Consider the following 21,894-nt stretch of genomic DNA (forward strand, 5'->3'; position numbering starts at 1 on the left):
TTGGCTGCAACCGGCTTCTTGGCGGCGACTGCCTTCTTGGCTGCAACCGGCTTCTTGGCGGCGACTGCCTTCTTGGCTGCAACCGGCTTCTTGGCGGCGACTGCCTTCTTGGCGGCGACCGGCTTCTTGGCAGCGACTGCCTTCTTCGGTGCTGCTGCCTTGGCGGCGACGGCCTTCTTCGGTGCTGCGGCTGCCTTGGCGGCTGCCGGCTTCTTGGCAGCTGGCTTCTTAGCCGCTGCTGGCTTCTTTGCTGCTGTTGCCATTTTGTTTCTCCTTCTTCACGTGAATGGAAAAAATCAAGCTTGATATAAGCAACCCTCCTGCGACATCGCGATGAACGCAAGCGGGCTATTCATCGGCGCAAGCAGCCTGTCGCTTGCGCTAATGAATTCGGCACCAGCTGAACTGCTGCATCCCCTCACCTATGCAGCGCTTCAGCTATCTTGGCTACGCCCCTCCGGTAGTGCCCGCGCGATGGCGCAGGAGACAGTCGACTACGGGAGCAGGCGCAAAGCCAAAAAAAACGCCAGCGTGTTCAAACGCCAGCGTCGGAATAGCACTCCTGAAAAACCATCAGGTTTTTCAAAGGAAAAGCCGCCTGACCCGACACGATGGGGTTAAGCGGCAATAACAGAGAAGAATGATTCGGTCTCTGACTGTTCATTAATTTGGCGTATGCCTTTCAGTTTCAGCAGCCGGGTATCTTGCAAGCTACCCGACTGCCGTTTGTGCATCATGTCTCGCTGAAGAGTACTTCGAGACTGCACGTCATTCCCAACTCAGCGCGCCCCCGGTTTGGTATTCGATGACACGGGTCTCAAAGAAGTTGCGCTCCTTCTTCAAGTCGATCATCTCGCTCATCCAAGGGAACGGATTTTCTTCTTGTGCGAACAGCGGGTCCAATCCGATTTGCTGCGCGCGTCGATTCGCGATGAATCGGAGGTAGCCCTTGAACATAGTTGCGTTCAACCCGAGCACGCCTCGCGGCATTGTATCCTCTGCGTAACGATATTCCAACTCCACCGCGCGTAAAAACAACGATTTGATCTCTTCGCGGAACTCCGGAGTCCACAGGTGCGGGTTCTCCATCTTCACAGTGTTGATCAAGTCGATGCCGAAGTTGCAGTGCATGGACTCGTCGCGCAGGATGTACTGATACTGCTCGGCGGCGCCCATCATTTTGTTCTGACGACCCAGCGCAAGAATCTGCGTGAAGCCGACGTAGAAGAACAGGCCTTCCATGATGCACGCAAAGACGATCAGCGACTTCAGCAGCGCCTGGTCAGTCTCGACGGTGCCGGTCTTGAATTCGGGATTGGTCAGCGTGTCGATGAAGGGAATCAGGAACTCGTCCTTGTCGCGGATCGACTCGACCTCGTGATAGGCGTTGAAGATCTCGGCTTCGTCCAGGCCCAGCGACTCGACGATGTACTGGTAGGCGTGAGTGTGGATCGCCTCTTCGAAGGCCTGGCGCAGCAGGTACTGGCGGCACTCCGGTGCGGTGATGTGGCGGTAGGTGCCCAGCACGATGTTGTTGGCGGCCAGCGAGTCGGCAGTCACGAAGAAGCCCAGGTTGCGCTTGACCAGACGACGCTCGTCTTCGGTCAGGCCGTTGGGGTTCTTCCACAGCTCGATGTCGCGCTGCATGTTGATTTCCTGCGGCATCCAGTGGTTGGCGCAGCCGGCCAGGTACTTGTCCCAGGCCCACTTGTACTTGAACGGCACCAGCTGGTTGACGTCGGTGTGGCCGTTGATGATGCGCTTGTCGGCGGCGTTCACGCGGCGGGTGGTGTCGACCGGAGCGTCACGGGTCACCAGCGCCGGGTTCAGCGCAGCCTCGGCGAACGGCGTGCCGAAGGTCGGTTGCAGCTGAGGCTGCGGCATGTGTTGCGGGCGCGGCTGCTGAGCCGGCTTTGCTTCATCGTCCCAAGAGAGCATGTGGGTTCCTCTTTTACTTGATCGGTTGGCGCCGTGCGGACCGAACCGGTGTCCAGGTTCATCGCGGCGCATGTATGTTTAGGTGACAACGGCGCATCCGGTGAAGTTCACCGCGATGCGCCGGCTGAGAAGAGCGGCCCGGAAGATGCTATCTGCGGCTGTGAGGGACCGTGTTGATCGTCCTCATGAGCTGGAGATTTCCGGGCCATTCCTGGCTTTCTTGCAGACTTACTGGCAGGCCTCGCACTCTTCGAAGCCGGCGTCGCCCGGACGCATGGTGCACACCGGACCGTCGGACTCGATCGAGCCGCCCGGATTGGGCATCACGTAGGCCGCCGATGCCGCAGCCGCCGAAGCGATCGGCGCCGCCGGCACAGCTTGCGCCGATGCCGCCGAACCGCCGCCCAGGCCGCCGTCCACCGCCACGGCGTTCAGCGCGCCGGCGCGGGAAGTCGACTTCTCGGTGTGGGTGGCGCCGATGGTGCGCAGGTAGTAGGTGGTCTTCAGACCGCGCAGCCATGCCAGCTTGTAAGTCTCGTCCAGACGCTTGCCGGAAGCGCCGGCCATGTAGATGTTCAGCGACTGGGCCTGGTCGATCCACTTCTGGCGACGCGAGGCGGCTTCCACCAGCCACGACGGATCCACTTCGAAGGCGGTGGCGTAGATGTCGCGCAGGTCTTGCGGGATGCGGTCGATCTTGGCCAGGCTGCCGTCGAAGTACTTGAGGTCGGAGATCATCACTTCATCCCACAGACCGCGCGCCTTCAGGTCACGCACCAGGTACTCGTTGATTTCGGTGAATTCGCCCGACAGGTTCGACTTCACGTACAGGTTCTGGTAGGTCGGCTCGATGCAAGCCGACACGCCGATGATGTTCGAAATGGTCGCGGTCGGTGCGATCGCCACGCAGTTCGAGTTGCGCATGCCGTGCTCGGCGATGCGTGCACGCAGGGCGCTCCAGTCCATGGTTTCGCTGCTGTCGGCTTCCAGGTAGCCGCCGCGCTCTTCTGCCAGCAGCTTCAGGGAATCCTGCGGCAGGATGCCGCGATCCCACAGCGAACCGCGGTAGGAGGTGTAACGGCCGCGCTCTTGCGCCAGCTCGGTCGAGGCCCAGTAAGCGTAGTAGCAGACGGCTTCCATCGAACGGTCGGCGAACTCGACGGCGTCCATCGACGCGTACGGCACGCGCTTCATGTGCAGGCAGTCCTGGAAGCCCATGATGCCCATGCCCACCGGACGGTGACGCAGGTTGGAATCACGCGCCTTCTTGACGGCGTAGTAGTTGATGTCGATGACGTTGTCCAGCATGCGCATCGCGGTGCGGATGGTGCGCTGCAGCTTGGCATGGTCCAGCTCGCCATTGACCAGGTGCGCCGGCAGGTTGACCGAACCCAGGTTGCACACCGCGATTTCGGAATCGTTGGTGTTCAGGGTGATCTCGGTGCACAGGTTGGAGCTGTGCACCACGCCCACGTGCTGCTGCGGCGAACGGATGTTGCAAGGATCCTTGAAGGTGATCCAGGGGTGGCCGGTTTCAAACAGCATGGACAGCATCTTGCGCCACAGGTCGTTGGCCTGGACCTTCTTGAACAGCTTCAGTTCGCCGCTGGCGGCCTTGGCTTCGTAGCCGGTGTAGGCTTCTTCGAAAGCCTTGCCGAACTTGTCGTGCAGATCCGGGGTGTCGGACGGCGAGAACAGGGTCCACTCGCCCTTTTCCATCACGCGCTTCATGAACAGGTCGGGAATCCAGTTCGCGGTGTTCATGTCGTGGGTGCGGCGGCGATCGTCGCCGGTGTTCTTGCGCAGCTCGAGAAATTCCTCGATGTCCATGTGCCAGGTTTCCAGGTAGGCGCAGACCGCGCCCTTGCGCTTGCCGCCCTGGTTGACCGCCACAGCGGTGTCGTTGACCACCTTCAGGAACGGCACCACGCCTTGCGACTTGCCGTTGGTGCCCTTGATGTGGGCGCCCAGGGCACGCACCGGGGTCCAGTCATTGCCCAGGCCGCCGGCGAACTTGGCCAGCAGGGCGTTTTCCTTGATGGCTTCGTAGATGCCGTCGAGGTCGTCGGCCACGGTCGTCAGGTAGCACGACGACAGCTGCGAACGCAGGGTGCCCGAGTTGAACAGGGTCGGGGTCGAGCTCATGAAGTCGAACGAGGACAGCAGGTCGTAGAACTCGATGGCGCGGGCTTCGCGGTCGATTTCGTTCAACGACAGGCCCATCGCCACACGCATGTAGAACGCCTGCGGCATTTCGATGCGGGTGCCACGGATGTGCAGGAAGTAGCGGTCGTACAGGGTCTGCAGGCCGATATAGCCGAATTGCAGGTCGCGCTCGGGCTTTAGGGCGGCCGCCAGCTTGGCCAGGTCGAACTGGGCCAGCTTGGTGTCGAGCAGCTCGGCGTCGATACCCTTCTTGATATAGGCCGGGAAGTATTCCAGGTACTCGGCCGGCGCATCGGCCTGGGCCACTTCCTTGCCGAACACTTCCTTGCGGATGGTGTGCATCAGCAGACGCGAGGTCACCTGGCTGTAGGCCGGGTCCTTTTCCATCAGCGCGCGGGCAGCCAGGATGGCGGACTTGTACAGCTCTTCGACGGGCACGCCGTCGTACAGGTTCTTGACGGTTTCAGCCAGGATGGCGCCGCCGTCGACGTGCTTTTCCAGGCCGACGCAAGCGGCGTCGATCAGGGCGCGCACTTCGGCAATGTCCAGCGGACGGCTGCGGCCGTCTTCCACCACGTGCAGTTGCGGCGCGGCCACTTCCGCCTTGGCGGTCGAGCCCTGCTGGGCGCGCTCTTCCATGCGCTTGGCGCGGTACAACACGTAGGCGCGCGCGACGTCGTGCTCGCCCGAACGCATCAGGGCCAGTTCAACCTGGTCCTGGATGTCTTCAATATGGAAAGTCCCGCCGGTGGGCTGGCGACGCACCAGCGCCGACACCACGTTGGTGGTCAGCTGTTCCACCATCTCGCGCACGCGCGCCGAAGCGGCGCCCTGACCACCGTTGACGGCCAGGAAGGCCTTGGTCACGGCGATGGCGATCTTGGACGGTTCAAAACCGACCACCGCGCCGTTGCGGCGGATGATGCGGTATTCGCCCAGGCCGGCGCCGGCCTTTGCGGCAGCTGCCTGAGCGGCGTCGGTGGACGCCTCCAGGTCAGCAGCGGACACGCCAAACGCGGCAGGAGATTTGACGGAAATTTCTTGAGTTGAGCGCACTTAGCCTCCTAGATACATAAAGTCAGGCAACCATTCAGGCTGCCCCGAGTTGCTAAATTAGAACCCCCTACCTGCCGGGAGGTTCGCGAACGGACAGAAGCGTCCAACAATGAGCGTCCCCTTGCGCGGACATTCATGCTGACGCAAACACTGCTTGAAACTGATGAGTAGAACGACTGGAAGAAGGAAGCAACGTGAGACGTTGTAGGACTTGGTTACTGCCTCACGAACCTTTCACCTTCTGAAGCACTGCCACTGCTGATCCGGTTGTGGACGGGAATCAGAGAATACACCTTGAATCTTACAAGAACACTACATCTAGTACCAAAAGATCGATTGAGACTAATTCTAGTATTGGCATTCTGATGTTGCAACCGCTATTTCTCGAATTTTTCTCCGGTGGCGGCTTGACTTTCAGGAAGCCCTGAAGGGAAGCGCAATTGCGCGCCGTTAATTATTTTCGCGAATTCATGGCGATAGCGTCGCCAGTCAAAAAACGGTCCGGGATCTGTCTTGCGCACCGGCGCGATGTGCTCGTGCCCGGCCACGTCAGTGAGCGCATAGCGCTCCACCAAGGCCGAAGTCAGGCGCGCCAGGGCCGAGTACTGGGCCTCGGCGAAGGGTTCGAAGTCCGTCCCTTCCAGCTCGATGCCGATGGAGAAGTCATTGCAGCGCTCGCGCCCGTCGAACACCGACACGCCCGCATGCCAGGCGCGGCGATTGGCGGAGACGAACTGCACCACCTCGCCGTCGCGCCGGATCAGGAAGTGGGCCGACACCCGCAGGGGGCGCAACTGGTCGAAGTAAGGATCGACCTCATAGTCGAGCCGGTTGCAGAACAGGTCGGCGATGTACGGCCCGCCGAACACCCCGGGCGGCAGGCTGATGTTGTGCACCACCAGCAGGTCGGTGATGCAGCCGTCGGGCCGCTCGTCACAGTTGGGCGAAGGCTCGCGGCGGGCGGCGCTGCACCAGCCGTCGCCGTCGATGAACCATGCGCCGGCGTCGGTAGCAGACTGGCTCATGGGATCAGAACGAGGCCTGGCGGCGGTGTTCTTCGGAGCAGTAGTGCGCGCCCGAGGCGTGCACCACGGCTTCCGAGACGGGGAAGTGAATGCCGCAATGCGCGCACTGCACCATGGTTTCCGTGCTGCCCTCGGCGCTTCGGCGAAAGCGCGAGGTCTTGGACTTGGGCATGCCGGCCTCGGCCGCATCGCGCGCCGGATCACGACCGGCGTCGCTGCCTGCCAGCATGGATTTCTTGGCGCGCTGGAACCACACCACCACGGCCAGCAATACCACCAGCCAGATCAGATATTTCATGTCAGTACCCGATGCAGCACGACTTCAAGCACGAACCGGCTGCCTACATAAGCCAATAAAAGGATGGCGAAACCGGCCAGCGTAAAGCTCAGCGCGGTGCGCCCACGCCACCCCTGCCAGCGCCGGCCGGCGAGGAGCAGGCCGAACAGCAGCCAGGACAGCATGGTGAAGACCGTCTTGTGGTCCCACCGGAACGGCGTCCCGAACAACTGCTCGGAGAAACCCACACCCGAGAGCACGGTCAGCGTCAGCAGGACGAAACCGAAGGCGATCAGGCGAAACAGCAATTTTTCCATCGTCAGCAGCGCTGGCAGGCGATCCAGCGCCGCCGCGAACCAGCCGGTCTGCGCCGCAGGACCCGGGCGCGTATGCAGGCGCGACTCCTGCAGCACCATCAATACCGCGTGGAAGGCGGCGATGGTCAGGGTGCTGTAGGCCAGGATGGAGATGGCGATGTGCGCCAGGAACCAGTCTGACTTGCCGGCCAAAACGATCATGTTACCCGGGAAGATACTGGGCAGAACCACCGACACCGCCGCCACCGGCAGCACCAGCACGCGCATGCTGTCCAGCGAGAAGTTGCGGTTCTCCAGCCAGTAGGCCGCCACCGAGATCCACAGCGTGGCCGAGAGCATCACCGCGAAACCGACTCGCATGGCTTCCGGCGCGAACATGTCCGACAGCAGCGCCCCGCCATGCAGGATCCAGCCGAGCACGATCCCCAGCGAAATCGGCAGGCGCCGCTCCGAGGGCATGAAAGCGCATCCCAGGTAGAGCAGCGCGGCCAGAATGAAAAAATAAGTTTGCATCGGCTAAGTTTACACCATCTCGGCACGCCCCCCCTGCGGCGCGGCCCTGTCCCGGCGGGGACTTGCGGCGGATGAGCGCCGCTCGCGGCCGGGCGACGGGATGCCGGCGGCGCATCCTCTATATATAGAGGCGAATCGCTACGGCAAAAGCCCTCTTTGCTACTGACGGCCCGGCAGCCGGCGGGGCGCGCATTTTACACGTGCAAACGACACGCGCAAACGAAACACGGCAGGAAGACCTGCCGTGTCCGGGTTGACTGCCGATCGCGGCGCGTTCAGTCGACCGCAGCCGCCTTCATTTCAGCATTGTGGTGGCGCTGCTGCTCCTCCATCACCAGCTGGCCGAGTTCGCGCTTCAAGGCATTGAACTCGGGATCGGCCGGATCGCGCAGGCGCGGTAGGTGGACCATCATGTCGCGCTTGATGGTGCCGGGGCGATACGTCATGACCACGATACGGTCGGCCAGGTAGATCGCCTCCTCGATGCTGTGGGTGACGAAGACGATGGTCTTCTTGAACTCGTCCCAGATGCGCAGCAACTCATCCTGCAGGTTGCGCCGGGTCAGCGCATCGAGCGCGCCGAAGGGCTCGTCCATCAGCATGATGGGCGAATCCAGCGCCAACACGCGGGCGATTGCCACCCGCTGGCGCATACCGCCCGACAGGTCCTTGGGGAAGCGGGTGCGGAAGTCGATCAGGCCCAGCTTGTCCAGCAGCTGGGTCACGCGCGCGGCGATCTCGGCCTTGGGCGTGCCCTTGATCTCCAGGCCGAAGGCCACGTTCTGCTCCACCGTCATCCAGGGGAACAGCGCGTATTCCTGGAACACCATGCCGCGGTCCGGCCCCGGCTCTTCCACCACCTTGCCGCCGGTGGTGATGTCGCCCGAGGATGGCAGCGCGAAGCCGGCGATGGCGTTGAGCAGCGTCGACTTGCCGCAGCCGGAGGGCCCCAGCAGGCAGACGAACTGGCCGTCGGGGATGTCGAGGTTGATGTCCTTCAGGGCCACGACCTCGCGGTCGTCGGTCTTGAAGACCTTGTGCACGCCAGACACGCGGATCTGGGGCGAAGAAGTATGGGTGCTCATTTCAGTTCTCCAACCCGCGGTGCCAGCGCAGCATGTAGTTGTTCAGGCGGCTCATGCCGAGGTCGATCGCCAGGCCCAAGAGGCCGATGGTGATCATGCCCGCGATGATCTTGTCCGACCAGAAATACTCGCGCGCCTCCATGATGCGAAAACCCAGGCCGTTGCTGACCGCGATCATCTCGGCCACGATCACCACGATGAAGGCGGTGCCGATGCCGATGCGCACGCCCGACAGGATGTAAGGCACGGCCGCCGGCAGCATCACGCGCAGGAACAGCGTGCTCTGCTTGGCGCCCAGGTTGCGCGCCGCGCGCAGGTAGATGCTGTCGACCTGGCGCACGCCGGCGATGGTGTTCATCAGCACCGGGAAGAACGCACCCAGCGAGATCAGGAACAGGGCCGGCGGGTTGCCCAGCCCGAACCACAGGATCGCCAGCGGAATGTAGGCGATCGGCGGGATCGGGCGGATCACCTGCACGGTCAGGTTCATCAGGCCGTAGACGCGCTGGCTGGACCCCATCAGCAGACCCAGCGGCAAGGCCAGCCCGGCACCGATCAGGAAGCCGGCCACCACGCGGTACAGGCTGCCGATGGCGTCCATCACCAATTCGCCCGAGAAGGCCCAGGCCAGCCAACTGCCATCGGTCGGGTCGTAGGGCTTCATCGGCGTGGCGTATTCATACCACTTGTGCAGCACCGCCCAGGGCGAAGGCAGGATCTGGGGATTGATCCAGCCTGCCCGGGATGCCCCCTCCCAGATCGCGATCACGATCAGGGGCACCAGCAGCCCCTGCAGGACGCCCCCCGTTTTTTGTTTTGCCATGAGTTCGCCGCCTTACTTGAGGTTCATGCTCTTCTTAGCGTCATCGAGCAGGTCCAGCTTCACCCAATCCTTGGCCACCGGCGGCTTGGCCATCTTGCCGGTGCCGTACTTGGCCATGGTGTCGGTGGTGACCTGGATGTGCTCGGCCGTGATGTTGTAGGCGTAGGGCGAGTTGCCGATCGCGTCGTAGAAGTCTTCCTTGGTGATCTGGTTCTTGAAGATCACTTCACGCACGTACTTCTCGGCGGTTTCCGGCTTGTCCATGAAGGTCTTGGTGGCTTCCAGGAAGCACTTCATGAACTTCTCGGCCAGCGGGCGCTTCTCCTTGTAGAACTTCTCGGTCATCACCATGGTGCGGTACGGCTCGCCGATCGGGGTGTCGTAAGGCTTCATCACCTCCACGCCGAAGCCCTTGTTGATGGCCTGCGAGGACTGCGGCTCGCTTTGCATCATCGCGTCGATGTTCTTGCCCAAGAGCGCCTGGTTCAGGTCGGCGAAGGCCAGGTAGACGATGGTCACGTCCTTGGCGGTCAGGCCGTTCTGGCCCAGCTCGGCGTCCAGCAGCACTTCATGGATGCCGCCGCGGGTCACGCCGACCTTCTTGCCCTTCAGGTCCTTGACCGACTTGATGCCGGAGTCCTTGCCCGCCACCAGGCGCGCGCCGCCCTTGGCGAAACCGGCCACCACATAGATCGGGGCGCCGTTGGCGCGGCCCGAGATGGCGGCTTCGGACGCGGTGGTGCCCACGTCCAGTTCACCGGCCAGGATACCCTGCATCACGTCCGGGCCCTTGGGGAAGACTTTTTCGTCGACCTTGATGCCGCATTTCGGGGCGATCTCCTTGATATAGGACACCGCGCCGTAGTGGGCAAACTTCAGGTTGCCCAGGCGGATGACTTCATCGGCGGCCTGGCTGCTTGCCGAAAAACCGACGGACGCCAGCAGGGCCAAAGCGATCAGCTTCTTTTGCATTTCCTTCTCCTCTTGTGTTCATTATTGTTTCGTTGGCCGGTGCGCTCCGGCGGGTCTCGATGCTTGGTGTCCCGCTGGGCGGGACTTTATGTTTTGGTTGCGCTTGGAAATTCAGGCAAATGTATACACAAAGTCTGCCCCCAGTACAAGCTGTTAATTTCCCTTACAACCACCATATGGACAGCTGCGGCAACGCAGGCGCTGCGGGGCCGATCGGTTAAAATGCGGGATTGCCCGCTCCCCTGCCGCCTTCGCACCATCTCCGGCGGCCGCAGCTCACTCATTTGCAGACATCACCATGCTAGACAACCTGACCCAACGCCTCGCCAAAGTCGTCAAAACCATGCGCGGCGAGGCGCGCCTGACCGAATCGAACACCGCCGAGATGCTGCGCGAAGTGCGCCTGGCGCTGCTGGAGGCCGACGTCGCCCTGCCGGCCGTGCGCGACTTTGTCGCCAAAGTGAAGGAAAAAGCCCTGGGCGAAGAGGTGATCGGCTCACTGACCCCCGGCCAAGCGCTGGTGGGCGTGGTGCAGCGCGAACTGGCCAGCCTGATGGGTGCCGACCTCGGCCCCGAAGCCTCGCAGCTCAACTTCGCCACCCAGCCGCCGGCGATCATCCTGATGGCCGGCCTGCAGGGCGCCGGTAAAACCACCACCGTAGGCAAACTCGCCAAATACCTGCGCGAAACCAAGAAAAAGAAGGTCCTGACCGTCTCCGCCGACGTCTACCGTCCGGCCGCGATCGGCCAGCTGCAGACCGTGACCGGCCAGGCCGGCGCCGACTTCTTCCCCAGCCAGCCGACCGACAAGCCGGTCGACATCGCGCTGGCCGCGCTGGACTGGGCCAAGAAGCACCACCATGAAGTGCTGATCGTCGACACCGCCGGCCGTCTGGGCATCGACCAGGCCATGATGGATGAAATCCGCGCCGTGCACGCCGCCATCAACCCGATCGAAACCCTGTTCGTGGTCGACGCCATGCTGGGCCAAGACGCCATCAACACCGCCAAGGCCTTCAGCGACGCCCTGCCGCTGACCGGCGTAGTGCTGACCAAGCTGGACGGCGACTCGCGCGGCGGCGCTGCGCTGTCGGTGCGCCACATCACCGGCAAGCCGATCAAGTTCGCCGGCGTAGCCGAGAAGCTCGACGGCCTGGAAGCCTTCGATCCCTCGCGCATGGCCAACCGCATCCTGGGCATGGGCGACATCCTGGCGCTGGTCGAGGAAGCGCGCAAAGGCGTGGACATGGCCGCCGCCGAAGGCCTGGCCAACAAGATCAAGGGCGGCGGCAAATTCGACCTCAACGACTTCAAGGCCCAGCTGTCGCAGATGAAGAAGATGGGCGGCCTCACCGGCCTGCTCGACAAGCTGCCGGCGCAAATGCAGGCGGCCGCCGGCAACGCCAACATGGACCAGGCCGAGAAGAACGTGCGCCGCATGGAAGGCATCATCAACTCGATGACCCCGGCCGAACGCGCCAAGCCCGAGCTGATCAAGGCTGCGCGCAAGCGCCGCATCGCCGCCGGCGCCGGCGTGCAGGTGCAGGAAGTGAACCGCATGCTGTCGCAATTCGAGCAGATGCAGTCGATGATGAAAAAGCTCAAGGGCGGCGGCATGATGAAGATGATGCGCGGCATGAAGGGCATGCTGCCGGGCGGCATGCGCTGATTGGGCGGGCCTTTGCGGCCCGCTTTTCATCGTTCTTTCCAACGCTGTTCCTGCGTTGATCCCGCGCTTTCCTTCCTGTTTTTCCCTTCTGCGCTCCCCCTCACTCCGGCGGCTTTCATGCCGCCGGATGCATTTCTCCCTCCCGCAATCCTTCCGTATCCTCCCTCGGTTTCTCGCGCGCGCCGCCGGCGCTGCAAAAAAACCGCATGATCGGTGTGCCTGCACCGCAAAAAACACCTTACCGAAAATCCGAAAATCGGCGCGTCTTTACATCGCCCCATGAGGCGAATCGATGATGCTCCGACAAGCGTTTTCCGGCCTCGCCCGATCCGCCGCGATCCCTTTACCGGCGCGGCTTGACGCCGAATCGACAAGTCCCGTTGTTTCCCGGATGTTTTGGCCTGAAAACCCGTAAAAAATACTTGCATGGCCGCGCAATCCACACCACTATTAGCGGTGCGTAATTGACGCATCCAATCCATTCCTTGTCGAAGGAGTCTTTCAGATGGCCACAGCAAAAAAACCAGCAGCCGCAGCAAAGAAGCCCGCAGCAAAAGCAGCAGCCAAACCGGCAGCCAAGAAACCCGCAGTGAAGGCCGCAGCGCCCAAGGCGGCACCCAAGGCAGCCGCAAAGCCCGCAGCGAAAACCGCAGCAAAGGCAGCTCCCAAAGCAGCACCGAAGAAAGCAGCAGCAAAACCCGCAGCCAAGCCGGCAGCCAAAAAACCCGCTGCCAAGCGCACTCCCAACGCCGCCTTCATGAAGCCGCTGACCCCGTCGGCAGCACTGGGCGAAGTGGTCGGTTCCAAGCCGTTGCCGCGCACTGAAGTCACCAAGAAGGTCTGGGAATACATCAAGAAGCACAAGCTGCAAAACGCCGAGAACAAGCGCAACATCGATGCCGATGACAAGCTCAAGGCCATCTTCGGCGGCAAGAAGCAGGTCACCATGTTCGAAATGACCAAGCTGATTTCGGCCCACCTGAGCTGATTTCCACCGTTCGCGGTTTGCAAGCCTCTTGCAAACAAAAACGCCCGCGCAGTTGCGGGCGTTTTTGTTTCCGAGTGTTTCAGAACACATCCGTACGCCATTTTCCTGCGCCGGCATGCCGCTTGTCCGACCCGACAACGGCCGTTTCTCTGATGGCTGAGCCGCTACATCCCCAGCTATGATGGCATTACTTAGCGGCGGTGCCGCCGCCGTTGTCCCATCCTGCGGCAGATCGCCGAAACATCCTGTAATGATTGCCCCGTCGCAAGGCCGAACTCGGTAGCGCGCGCAGGTCTATCTGTATGCCATTCAACGATGAGCCTGTGCCCATCCCTGATCCCATAAGAAAGGAAATGACCATGGCAAACCAGCAACCCAAATTCCCTCACCAGATCGCCCGCTCCGCCTGTGCACTGGCGATCGGCTTGGCCGCCCTGGGCGGCACGTCGCACGTGTTCGCCGCGGGCAAGACAGATGCCGGCAGCTCGACCTACAAGCAGGAGGTCGCCGCCTGTAACAACGGCACCTCCAACCAGGATCGCGCCACCTGCCTGCGCGAAGCCGGCGCGGCGCGCTACGAAGCCGGCCGAGGCAACCTGACCGACCCAGGCTCGGCCCAATTGAAAGAGAACGCCATGAAGCGCTGCGAGGGCCTGCCCCAGGCCAATCGCATGGATTGTGAAAAACGCATGAACGGCGGCGGCGTGGCCGACGGCAACGCCCGTGACGGCGGCATCTATCGCGAGACCGTAACGATCGTGCCGGGTACGCCCAGCCAGTAATCACTGATGCGCCGTCCGGCGCGCCCAAAAAGAAAGGCGGATGCCATTTGGCACCCGCCTTTTTTATTGCTGCTTGCTGAAGACTTAAGCCATCAGGCCGCCAGCTTGCCCTGGATGAAGGCCAGCGCGTCGGCCAGCGCAACCTGGGTCGCCTCGGTGTCGCGACGGCCCTGGTATTCGACATTGCCGTCCTTCAGGCCGCGGTCTCCCACCACGATGCGATGCGGCACACCGATCAGCTCCCAGTCGGCGAACATCGCGCCCGGGCGTTCGCCGCGGTCGTCCAGCACCACGTCCACGCCGGCGGCGGTGAGCTGCTCGTAGAGCTTGTCGATCTCGGTCTTGACCGCTTCGCTGCGGTCGTAGCCCATCGGGCACAGCACCACCTGGAACGGCGCGATCGAGGTCGGCCAGATGATGCCGCGCTCGTCGAAGTTCTGCTCGATGGCCGCACCCAGGATGCGGGTCACGCCAATACCGTAGCAGCCCATCACCAGCGGCTGCGGCTTGCCGGCCTCGTCCAGGTAGGTCGCCTTCATCGATTCCGAATAGGTGGTGCCCAGCTGGAACACATGGCCCACTTCGATGCCGCGCTGAATGGCAAGCACGCCTTTGCCGTCCGGCGAGGCGTCGCCTTCGACCACGTTGCGGATGTCGGCCACCAGCGGCTCGGGCAGGTCGCGGCCCCAGTTGGCGCCGGTGTAGTGGAAGTCGGTCTCGTTGGCGCCGCAGACGAAGTCGGCCATGTTGGCCACGGTGCGGTCGGCCACCACCTTGACCGGCTTCTTGGTGCCGATCGGTCCCAGGTAGCCCGGCGGCGTGCCGAAGTATTCGACGATCTCGCCTTCGTTGGCGAAACGGTAGGTGCCCAGGCCAGGGATCTTGCTGGCCTTGACCTCGTTCAGCTCATGGTCGCCGCGCAGCATCAGCAGCCAGATTTCCTTCTTGGCCGGATCTTCGTTATCCACCGCCAGCACGATGGACTTGACGGTGCACGCCAGCGGCAGGCCCAGCAGCTCGGCCACGGCTTCGCACTTGGCCTTGCCCGGGGTGGCGGTCTTCTTCAGCGCTTCCTGCGCGGCGCCGCGCGCGGCGTCGACGGCCACGGCTTCGGCCGCTTCCATGTTGGCGGCGTAGTCGGAGGTCGGGCAGTACACCAGCGCGTCTTCGCCGGTGGCGGCGATCACGTGGAACTCATGCGAGCCGGAGCCGCCGATGGCGCCGTTGTCGGCGGCCACCGCGCGGAACTCCAGGCCGAAGCGGGTGAAAATGCGCACATAGGCGTCGTACATGGCCTGATAGGACTTCTTCAGGCCGTCGACGTCGCGATCGAAGGAGTAAGCGTCCTTCATGGTGAATTCGCGGCCGCGCATCAGGCCGAAGCGCGGGCGGCGCTCATCGCGGAACTTGGTCTGGATATGGTAGAAGTTGACCGGCAGCTGCTTGTAGCTGCGCAGCTCGGTACGCGCCACGTCGGTGATGACTTCTTCCGAGGTCGGCTGGATGGCGAAGTCGCGGCCGTGGCGATCCTTCACGCGCATCAGCTCGGCGCCCATCTTGTTCCAGCGGCCGGTCTCCTGCCACAGCTCGGCCGGCTGCACCACCGGCATCAACAGTTCGACGGCGCCGGCGCGGTTCATTTCTTCGCGCACGATGGCCTCGACCTTGCGGATCACGCGCAGTCCCATCGGCATGTAAGTGTAGATGCCGGCCCCGAGGCGCTTGATCATCCCGGCCCGCATCATCAGCTTGTGGCTGACGATTTCAGCGTCGGAAGGAGCTTCTTTCAGGGTGGAAATAAAAAAACGTGAGGCGCGCATGACGGTCGGTTCTTTTTAAAAAGAGGAGGGTTATAATCGACCTAATTTTAAAGGATTAGCTGGCTGATGCGCCCACTCTTTGCAGAATTGGTCCTCGTTTCAATGACATCCGCAGATCGATGTGATTGCTCCTGACGCGCACGGCGCGCCGCCGTTTCGGCCGCGCGCGCAGTCGCACGAGTCCGCCTGAGAGGGTCATCCGGCCGCAGAAAGTTTTGAGGTACACCATGCTGGATCGAGAAGGCTTTCGCCCGAACGTCGGCATCATTCTGCTCAATGCCAATAATGAGGTCTGGTGGGGCAAGCGCGTACGGGAGCATTCCTGGCAGTTTCCGCAAGGCGGCATCAAGCACGGGGAGACCCCCGAACAGGCCATGTTCCGCGAGCTGGAAGAAGAAATCGGCCTGCGCGCCGAGCACGTCAAGATCATCGGCCGCACGCGCGATTGGCTGCGCTATGAAGTCCCCGACCACTTCATCAAGCGCGAGGTGCGCGGCCATTATCGCGGCCAGAAACAGATCTGGTTCCTGCTGCGCATGGTCGGGCGCGATTGCGACGTCAACCTGCGCGGCACGTCGCATCCCGAGTTCGACGCCTGGCGCTGGCACGACTACTGGGTGCCGCTGGACGTGGTCATCGAGTTCAAGCGCGAGGTTTACCAACAGGCGCTGCAGGAGCTGTCCCGCTTCCTGAATCGTCCGTCGCACGGCCCGCGTCGCGTGGAGCCGGGCGCTCGCGCCGCCCATCCGCCCAAAAAACAAACCCAACAGGCCCTGTCGCCTAATGCGGCGCCCGCGCCCGACACCAAGTGAGCAAATGAGTCCCATGCCATTGTCCCCGCAGTCCCAACAAGCCAAGACGTCGACCTTCTCCCTGTTCAACCCGCGCGCGCTGCGTCGCGCGGTGCTGGCCTGCTCGCTGCTGGCGGCCTGCGCAGGCGCGCTGGCCCAGAGCTTCGACGAAGAGTTCGACGACGAAGAAAAGCCCTGGCAAGAAATCGCCCTGCACCTGCCGCCGGCGCCGCAGGAGCAGAACCTGTCCGAGTTCTATCTCAGCCCGCGCGCCACCATGAAGGCCTACATCGACACCAGTTCGGTCTCGATCGGCGCCGACCAAGTGGTCCGCTACACGGTGGTGACCAAAACCGAAGGCGGCGCGGTGAATGTAATGTACGAGGGCATGCGCTGCGCCACCTGGGAAAAGAAGACCTACGCCTTCGGCCACCCCGACGGCAAATGGTCGCGCTCCCGTCGCGACAAGTGGCAGCCGATCCAGGATATCGGCGTCAACCGTATCGACGGCGCGCTGTTCCGCGACTATTTCTGCGAAGGCCGGAGCATCGCCGACAACGAGAACCTCAAGAGCCTGGTCAACCGCATCAAGACCCAGACCCGCATCGACCCGGTGCGCCGCTGACGCGATCCCGGATCCGCTGCGGCGGGCAACAAAAAAGCGCGGCATGCCGCGCTTTTTTATCGTTTATGCAATGTGTCCCGTGCTCAGAGCAGCACCATGTTGTCCCGGTGCACCAGCTCCGGCTCCTCCACGAAGCCGAGGATGGCGTGAATCTCCGACGACGCGTGGCGGATGATGCGGCGCGCATCCGAGCTGGCGTAATTGCTCATGCCACGCGCGACCGGCTTGCCCGATTCATCCACGCAGGTGATGACGTCGCCGCGGCCGAATTCACCCGACACTTCCACCACGCCGATCGGCAACAAGGACTTGCCTTCCGAGCTCAGCTTCTGCACCGCGCCAGCATCCAGCACCACACGGCCGGCGGTCTGCAGGTGGTCGGCCATCCATTGCTTGCGGGCGGTCAGTTGCGCGGTTTCGGCATTGAGTTGCGTGCCGATCGCCTCGCCTGCGGCAAGGCGCGTGAGCACGCTGTCCTCGCGGCCCCAGGCAATCACGGTATGCGCGCCCGACGTGGCAGCGCGCTTGGCCGCCAGGATCTTGGTCAGCATGCCGCCGCGGCCGATGCCGGTGCCGGTGCCGCCGGCAATCAGCTCCAGCGACGGATCGCCGGCGCGGGCTTCTGCAATCAGGGTGGCGGCAGGATCCTTGCGCGGATCAGCGGTAAACAAACCGGGTTGGTCGGTCAGGATCACCAGCGCGTCGGCTTCGATCAGGTTGGCCACCAGCGCGCCCAGGGTGTCGTTGTCGCCGAACTTGATTTCGTCGGTGACCACCGTGTCGTTCTCGTTGATGACGGGCACCACGCCCAGTTGCAGCAGCGCAAACAGCGTGGAGCGCGCATTCAGGTAGCGCTCGCGATCGGCCAGGTCGGCGTGGGTCAGCAACACCTGGGCGGTGTGCAGGTCATGCTTGCGAAAGCTGGTCTCGTAGATCTGCGCCAGGCCCATCTGGCCGACGGCGGCGCAGGCCTGCAGGTGGTGGATCCCGGTCGGGCGCTTGTCGAAGCCCAGGCGCTGCATGCCCTCGGCCACGGCGCCGGAGCTGACCAGCACCACTTCCTTGCCGAGCGCGCGCAACTGCGCGATCTGCTCGGCCCAGCGGGCGATGGCGGCGGCGTCCAGCCCACGGCCGTCATTGGTGACCAGCGATGAACCTACCTTGATGATCAGCCGTTTGGCGCTTTGAATGACCGATTGCATATTGTTCTGAGACGCGAAATCCGAAAGCGAAGATGATAGCCTGAACGCAACGGCCGCGCAGCGCCCGGAGGCAGTGCGCGGCCGCAGCAGGAAGTCAGTCGATGACCTTGAAGCGCGGATCGTCCGGATCGATGCTGGAGATGCCGCGGGCTTCCTCGGTCATCTGCGTCTCTTCGGCGCGGTATTCCTCGGCGCGCTTGGTTTCCAGATAGCTGTAGATCTCGTTGATCAGGTCTTCGCAGCCGTCGCGGTTCAGCGCCGAGATCTCGAACACCGGGCCCTTCCAGCCGAAGCGCTTGACGAAGTCCTTCACGCGCTTGGCGCGCTCGCCCTCAGGCACCACGTCCAGCTTGTTGAGCACCAGCCAGCGCGGCTTGTCGAACAGCGACTGGTCGTAGTTCTTCAGCTCCTTGACGATGGCCTTGGCTTCCTTGACCGGATCAACTTCTTCGTTGAACGGTGCGAGGTCGACGATGTGCAGCAACAAGCCGGTGCGCTGCAGGTGGCGCAGGAATTGCACGCCCAGGCCGGCGCCGTCGGCGGCGCCTTCGATCAGGCCGGGAATATCGGCGATCACGAAGCTCTTTTCGTGGCTCACGCGCACCACGCCCAGGTTGGGATGCAGCGTGGTGAACGGATAGTCGGCGATCTTCGGACGGGCGTTGGAGACTGCCGTGATGAAGGTCGACTTGCCGGCGTTGGGCATGCCCAGCAGGCCGACGTCGGCCAGCACCTTCAGCTCCAGGCGCAGCTCGCGGTGTTCGCCTTCCTTGCCCTCGGTCTTCTGGCGCGGGGCGCGGTTGGTCGAGGTCTTGAAGTGGATGTTGCCCCAGCCGCCTTCGCCGCCCTTGGCCAGCAAGACGGTCTGGTCATGGTGGGTCAGGTCGGCGATGTGTTCGCCGGTGTTCTTGTCCACGATCAGCGTGCCGATGGGCATGCGCAGGAAGACGTCGTCGGCGCCCTTGCCGTAGCAATCCGAGCCGCGGCCGTTTTCGCCGCGACCGGCGCGGTGCAGTTTGGCGTAGCGGTAGTCGATCAGTGTGTTGACGTTACGGTCGGCCACGGCCCAGATGCTGCCGCCCTTGCCACCGTCGCCGCCGTCCGGTCCACCGAAGGGACGGAATTTTTCGCGGCAGAAACTGGCCACGCCGTTGCCGCCGTCGCCGGCGACAACTTCGATTTTGGCTTCGTCGATGAATTTCATGGTTCTACAACCCCTGTGGAGCCGTAAACAAAACGTCGGTGTCCTGGATCTTCGCCGGACGCGGCGCTTTGTTGACGGCTCTTAAAAAACTAAAAAGGCCCCACCACCGGCAGAGCCTTTTTTGATGCCCGATTCCGGCGATGCCGGATGGCGCGAAACGCTTAAGCCGTCACGACGGTAGCGTATTGGCGCTGTTGCAGGCCCTTGACAACGAACTTCACCTTGCCGTCCTTCAGGGCGAACAGGGTGTGGTCCTTGCCGATGCCGACGTTTTCGCCAGCGTGGACACGGGTGCCGCGTTGACGGACGATGATGCCGCCTGCGTTGATCACCTGGCCGCCGTAAACCTTGACGCCGAGGCGCTTCGATTCTGAATCACGGCCGTTGCGCGTAGTGCCGCCGCCTTTTTTGTGTGCCATTTAAGACTCCTTGATAACTTTGAATTGAACTGGTGGGTCAGACTCGGACGCGATTAGGCGTTGATCGAGACGATTTGCAGTTCGGTGTAGTTCTGACGGTGGCCTTGGCGCTTTTGATAGTGCTTACGGCGACGCATCTTGAAGATACGGACCTTGTCATGGCGACCTTGTGCTACCACAGTAGCCAGCACCGTTGCACCTGCGACCAGCGGCGCACCGAACTTCACGGTTTCGCCGGCGCCCACTGCGAGCACCTGATCCAAAGTGATTTCGGAGCCAATGTCAGCCGGTATCTGTTCTACTTTGAGTTTTTCGCCAGCAGCAACTTTGTATTGTTTGCCGCCGGTTTTTATGACCGCGTACATGTGAAACCTCATCGAATGATTAATGAACGATTTTCTCCCTGCCCCGCGCAGTAAAAATCGCTGGCGAAAGAGGAAAACCCCAAATTATACATAGACTTAGCTGCTCGGTCAAAAGGGATTGGGCCTTCGTAGACCGCGGCGCAACACAGTTTCCGCAAGGACAACGGCGCGCCGCATTGTCCGCACAGCAACATGTCGCCCATCCCCAGCCAGCGGGAAGCTGCCCGGCACGCCGTTAAGGCCTTTGGCGTGCCGGGCCGTTGTCATCGTATAATCTCGCGAATAACCATTTCTCACAGGTTTCGCCTTGTCTGCCGCCGTACACACCGCCTCGCAACAAACCATCCTGCAACCGATCGTCGCCGACATGGAAGCGGTCAATGCCGTCATCCGCCGCCAGTTGTATTCGGAGGTGCCGCTGGTCAACCAGGTGGCCGAATACATCATCAGCGCCGGCGGCAAGCGCCTGCGCCCGGTGCTGGTGCTGCTGGTCGCCAACGCCTTCGGCTACAAGGGCGAACACCATCATTCGCTGGCTGCGGTGATCGAGTTCATCCATACCGCCACGCTGCTGCATGACGACGTGGTCGACGAATCCTCCCTGCGCCGCGGCAAGCAGACCGCCAACGCCCTGTTCGGCAACGCCGCCTCGGTGCTGGTGGGCGACTTCCTGTACTCGCGCGCCTTCCAGATGATGGTCGCCGTGGGCAACCCGCGCGTGATGGAAATCGTGGCCGACGCCACCAACGTCATCGCCGAAGGTGAAGTGCTGCAGCTGCTCAACATGCACAACCCCGACGTGGACGAAGCCGGCTACCTGCAAGTGATCCGCTCCAAGACCGCCAAGCTGTTCGAGGCCGCCAGTCAGATCGGTGCGCTGATTGCAGGCGCCGACGAGGCCGGCATCGAAGCCGCCGCCGAATACGGCCGCTCCATCGGCACCGCCTTCCAGCTGATCGACGACGTGCTGGACTACTCGGGCAACAGCGACGAAATCGGCAAGAACGTGGGCGACGATCTGCGCGAAGGCAAACCGACCCTGCCCTTGATCTGGCTGATGCAGCACGGCACCGCGCAGCAGCGCGAACTGGTGCGCAGCTGCATCGAGAACGGCGACGAACAGCATTTCGACGAAGTGCTGGCCGCCATCACCCACTCCGGCGCGCTGGCCTACACCCGCGAGCAAGCCGAGATCGCCGCGCGTCGCGCGGCCGACGCAATAGTTTCACTTCCGGATAGCCAATTCAAAAAATCCCTGTTAGAATTGTCGGCTTTCGCAGTAGACCGGAATCATTGATTCAGTTCTCACTCGACGGGGTGTAGCTTAGCCTGGTAGAGCGCTACGTTCGGGACGTAGAGGCCGGAGGTTCGAATCCTCTCACCCCGACCAGATTAAGATGATAAAAAAGCCTAAGTGATCGCTCACTTAGGCTTTTTTTCTTTAGGCCGCCGTTTCAGCCGCCCCCTTATTATTGGCGCTCCGAGCTGTCGTCGCGCCGGTTCAATTCTCCCGATCACAACCAGGCTTGTGAACAGCGGCGGCGCCCCGACCATCCTGCCCGCAGCCCATACCAGATTTGCAGCAAGACAAGACGCCGAGGGGCCTTGATCATCATTACGACTCCATTCTTGGATTGCCAATGACAATGCAACGCGGGAGCGTCTTGCGCCCGTCTCTGCGGCATTGCCGAGCCGCGTCAAAGTCGGCGTATGTTGTCCAGAAAGGCGGCTGCGACTTACTTAACCTCTTCAGGCCAACGCGCCGCTTGCCTGACCCGCCGCCAACTGGATCTCGACTTTTCCCGGCTGGGCAGTAAGACCGGCCCCGGAGGCACGTTCCCTTGGATAAATTGGATT

20 protein-coding genes and 1 tRNA gene are annotated in these 21,894 nt (G+C 62.4%); 7 read left to right on the top strand and 14 right to left on the bottom strand.

Going from position 1 to position 21,894, the window contains the following annotated elements; translation table 11 throughout:
• The 9 genes from J8I26_RS10165 to J8I26_RS10205 all read right to left on the bottom strand — a co-directional run.
• A partial coding sequence (locus tag J8I26_RS10165; protein WP_209606744.1) for a hypothetical protein occupies positions 1-263 on the bottom strand: 263 nt, incomplete at its 3' end.
• A gap of 505 nt (positions 264-768) precedes the next feature.
• The gene (locus J8I26_RS10170) at positions 769-1,938 is read right to left on the bottom strand and encodes a ribonucleotide-diphosphate reductase subunit beta (RefSeq protein WP_209606746.1); all 1,170 of its coding nucleotides are present in this window, start codon (positions 1,936-1,938) and stop codon (positions 769-771) included.
• Between the two features lie 228 nt (positions 1,939-2,166).
• A complete protein-coding gene (locus J8I26_RS10175) occupies positions 2,167-5,160 on the bottom strand; it encodes a ribonucleoside-diphosphate reductase subunit alpha (RefSeq protein WP_209606748.1) in 2,994 nt (997 codons plus the stop codon).
• A 377-nt stretch (positions 5,161-5,537) separates the two neighbouring features.
• The gene (gene ampD / locus J8I26_RS10180) at positions 5,538-6,185 is read right to left on the bottom strand and encodes a 1,6-anhydro-N-acetylmuramyl-L-alanine amidase AmpD (protein WP_209606749.1); all 648 of its coding nucleotides are present in this window, start codon (positions 6,183-6,185) and stop codon (positions 5,538-5,540) included.
• A gap of 4 nt (positions 6,186-6,189) precedes the next feature.
• On the bottom strand, positions 6,190-6,483 hold the full coding sequence (locus J8I26_RS10185; RefSeq protein ID WP_209606751.1) for a PP0621 family protein: 294 nt from the start codon (positions 6,481-6,483) through the stop codon (positions 6,190-6,192).
• Complete coding sequence (gene ccsA / locus J8I26_RS10190) at positions 6,480-7,292, bottom strand: cytochrome c biogenesis protein CcsA (RefSeq protein WP_209606754.1); 813 nt, start codon at positions 7,290-7,292, stop codon at positions 6,480-6,482. The genes J8I26_RS10185 and ccsA overlap by 4 nt, the downstream gene beginning before the upstream one ends.
• A 275-nt stretch (positions 7,293-7,567) precedes the next feature.
• Positions 7,568-8,377, bottom strand: coding sequence for an ABC transporter ATP-binding protein (locus tag J8I26_RS10195; RefSeq protein ID WP_209606755.1), 810 nt, complete (start codon positions 8,375-8,377; stop codon positions 7,568-7,570).
• A 1-nt stretch (position 8,378) separates the two neighbouring features.
• Entirely contained in the window at positions 8,379-9,200 is an 822-nt protein-coding gene (locus J8I26_RS10200; protein WP_209606757.1) for an ABC transporter permease, read from the bottom strand.
• 12 nt (positions 9,201-9,212) lie between these two features.
• On the bottom strand, positions 9,213-10,172 hold the full coding sequence (locus tag J8I26_RS10205) for an ABC transporter substrate-binding protein (protein ID WP_209606759.1): 960 nt from the start codon (positions 10,170-10,172) through the stop codon (positions 9,213-9,215).
• A 298-nt stretch (positions 10,173-10,470) separates the two neighbouring features.
• Here J8I26_RS10205 and ffh point away from each other — a divergent pair, with 298 nt between their 5' ends.
• The 3 genes from ffh to J8I26_RS10220 all read left to right on the top strand — a co-directional run bounded on the left by ffh (position 10,471) and on the right by J8I26_RS10220 (position 13,611).
• Entirely contained in the window at positions 10,471-11,841 is a 1,371-nt protein-coding gene (gene ffh / locus J8I26_RS10210; protein WP_209606761.1) for a signal recognition particle protein, read from the top strand.
• 505 nt (positions 11,842-12,346) lie between these two features.
• Entirely contained in the window at positions 12,347-12,829 is a 483-nt protein-coding gene (locus J8I26_RS10215) for an SWIB/MDM2 domain-containing protein (protein WP_209606763.1), read from the top strand.
• Positions 12,830-13,188: 359 nt separating this feature from the next.
• Positions 13,189-13,611: a hypothetical protein gene (locus tag J8I26_RS10220; protein WP_209606765.1), complete on the top strand. Its 423-nt coding sequence runs from the start codon at positions 13,189-13,191 to the stop codon at positions 13,609-13,611.
• Positions 13,612-13,703: 92 nt separating this feature from the next.
• Here J8I26_RS10220 and J8I26_RS10225 read toward each other — a convergent pair whose 3' ends face one another.
• Complete coding sequence (locus J8I26_RS10225; protein ID WP_209606767.1) at positions 13,704-15,431, bottom strand: proline--tRNA ligase; 1,728 nt, start codon at positions 15,429-15,431, stop codon at positions 13,704-13,706.
• A gap of 227 nt (positions 15,432-15,658) precedes the next feature.
• Here J8I26_RS10225 and J8I26_RS10230 point away from each other — a divergent pair, with 227 nt between their 5' ends.
• Positions 15,659-16,243 carry an RNA pyrophosphohydrolase gene (locus J8I26_RS10230; RefSeq protein ID WP_209606769.1) on the top strand — a complete coding sequence of 195 codons (585 nt, stop codon included), beginning with the start codon at positions 15,659-15,661 and terminating at the stop codon, positions 16,241-16,243.
• Positions 16,244-16,256: 13 nt separating this feature from the next.
• Positions 16,257-16,847: a CNP1-like family protein gene (locus tag J8I26_RS10235; RefSeq protein ID WP_209606771.1), complete on the top strand. Its 591-nt coding sequence runs from the start codon at positions 16,257-16,259 to the stop codon at positions 16,845-16,847.
• Between the two features lie 83 nt (positions 16,848-16,930).
• Here J8I26_RS10235 and proB read toward each other — a convergent pair whose 3' ends face one another.
• The 4 genes from proB to rplU form a co-directional block, all read right to left on the bottom strand.
• Positions 16,931-18,049, bottom strand: a complete 1,119-nt coding sequence (proB, locus tag J8I26_RS10240) for a glutamate 5-kinase (RefSeq protein WP_209606773.1) — start codon at positions 18,047-18,049, stop codon at positions 16,931-16,933.
• A 94-nt stretch (positions 18,050-18,143) separates the two neighbouring features.
• The gene (gene cgtA / locus J8I26_RS10245; RefSeq protein ID WP_209606775.1) at positions 18,144-19,253 is read right to left on the bottom strand and encodes an Obg family GTPase CgtA; all 1,110 of its coding nucleotides are present in this window, start codon (positions 19,251-19,253) and stop codon (positions 18,144-18,146) included.
• A 161-nt stretch (positions 19,254-19,414) separates the two neighbouring features.
• Complete coding sequence (gene rpmA / locus J8I26_RS10250) at positions 19,415-19,672, bottom strand: 50S ribosomal protein L27 (protein ID WP_050468976.1); 258 nt, start codon at positions 19,670-19,672, stop codon at positions 19,415-19,417.
• 53 nt (positions 19,673-19,725) lie between these two features.
• Positions 19,726-20,037 carry a 50S ribosomal protein L21 gene (gene rplU, locus J8I26_RS10255; RefSeq protein ID WP_006713215.1) on the bottom strand — a complete coding sequence of 104 codons (312 nt, stop codon included), beginning with the start codon at positions 20,035-20,037 and terminating at the stop codon, positions 19,726-19,728.
• A 367-nt stretch (positions 20,038-20,404) separates the two neighbouring features.
• On the opposite strand from rplU, the gene ispB reads away from it, so the two are divergent.
• Together ispB and J8I26_RS10265 are read left to right on the top strand one after the other, a co-directional pair.
• Positions 20,405-21,334 (top strand): octaprenyl diphosphate synthase, encoded by a 930-nt coding sequence (gene ispB, locus J8I26_RS10260; RefSeq protein ID WP_209607002.1) that lies wholly within the window; start codon positions 20,405-20,407, stop codon positions 21,332-21,334.
• Positions 21,335-21,350: 16 nt separating this feature from the next.
• Positions 21,351-21,427, top strand: a tRNA-Pro gene (locus tag J8I26_RS10265).
• Positions 21,428-21,894 lie beyond the last annotated feature (467 nt).

This window comes from Herbaspirillum sp. LeCh32-8, assembly GCF_017814915.1.
Lineage (GTDB): Bacteria > Pseudomonadota > Gammaproteobacteria > Burkholderiales > Burkholderiaceae_D > Herbaspirillum.

Bases quoted from the DNA above. Each gene is read 5' to 3' on its own strand.
- ispB (WP_209607002.1), top strand. From the start codon at position 20,405: ATGGAAGCGGTCAATGCCGTCATCCGCCGCCAGTTGTATTCGGAGGTG.
- J8I26_RS10205 (WP_209606759.1), bottom strand. From the start codon at position 10,172: ATGCAAAAGAAGCTGATCGCTTTGGCCCTGCTGGCGTCCGTCGGTTTT.
- J8I26_RS10225 (WP_209606767.1), bottom strand. From the start codon at position 15,431: ATGCGCGCCTCACGTTTTTTTATTTCCACCCTGAAAGAAGCTCCTTCC.
- J8I26_RS10235 (WP_209606771.1), top strand. From the start codon at position 16,257: ATGCCATTGTCCCCGCAGTCCCAACAAGCCAAGACGTCGACCTTCTCC.
- J8I26_RS10200 (WP_209606757.1), bottom strand. From the start codon at position 9,200: ATGGCAAAACAAAAAACGGGGGGCGTCCTGCAGGGGCTGCTGGTGCCC.
- J8I26_RS10215 (WP_209606763.1), top strand. From the start codon at position 12,347: ATGGCCACAGCAAAAAAACCAGCAGCCGCAGCAAAGAAGCCCGCAGCA.
- J8I26_RS10220 (WP_209606765.1), top strand. From the start codon at position 13,189: ATGGCAAACCAGCAACCCAAATTCCCTCACCAGATCGCCCGCTCCGCC.
- proB (WP_209606773.1), bottom strand. From the start codon at position 18,049: ATGCAATCGGTCATTCAAAGCGCCAAACGGCTGATCATCAAGGTAGGT.
- rpmA (WP_050468976.1), bottom strand. From the start codon at position 19,672: ATGGCACACAAAAAAGGCGGCGGCACTACGCGCAACGGCCGTGATTCA.
- J8I26_RS10170 (WP_209606746.1), bottom strand. From the start codon at position 1,938: ATGCTCTCTTGGGACGATGAAGCAAAGCCGGCTCAGCAGCCGCGCCCG.
- cgtA (WP_209606775.1), bottom strand. From the start codon at position 19,253: ATGAAATTCATCGACGAAGCCAAAATCGAAGTTGTCGCCGGCGACGGC.
- J8I26_RS10185 (WP_209606751.1), bottom strand. From the start codon at position 6,483: ATGAAATATCTGATCTGGCTGGTGGTATTGCTGGCCGTGGTGGTGTGG.
- ccsA (WP_209606754.1), bottom strand. From the start codon at position 7,292: ATGCAAACTTATTTTTTCATTCTGGCCGCGCTGCTCTACCTGGGATGC.
- ampD (WP_209606749.1), bottom strand. From the start codon at position 6,185: ATGAGCCAGTCTGCTACCGACGCCGGCGCATGGTTCATCGACGGCGAC.
- J8I26_RS10230 (WP_209606769.1), top strand. From the start codon at position 15,659: ATGCTGGATCGAGAAGGCTTTCGCCCGAACGTCGGCATCATTCTGCTC.
- rplU (WP_006713215.1), bottom strand. From the start codon at position 20,037: ATGTACGCGGTCATAAAAACCGGCGGCAAACAATACAAAGTTGCTGCT.
- J8I26_RS10195 (WP_209606755.1), bottom strand. From the start codon at position 8,377: ATGAGCACCCATACTTCTTCGCCCCAGATCCGCGTGTCTGGCGTGCAC.
- ffh (WP_209606761.1), top strand. From the start codon at position 10,471: ATGCTAGACAACCTGACCCAACGCCTCGCCAAAGTCGTCAAAACCATG.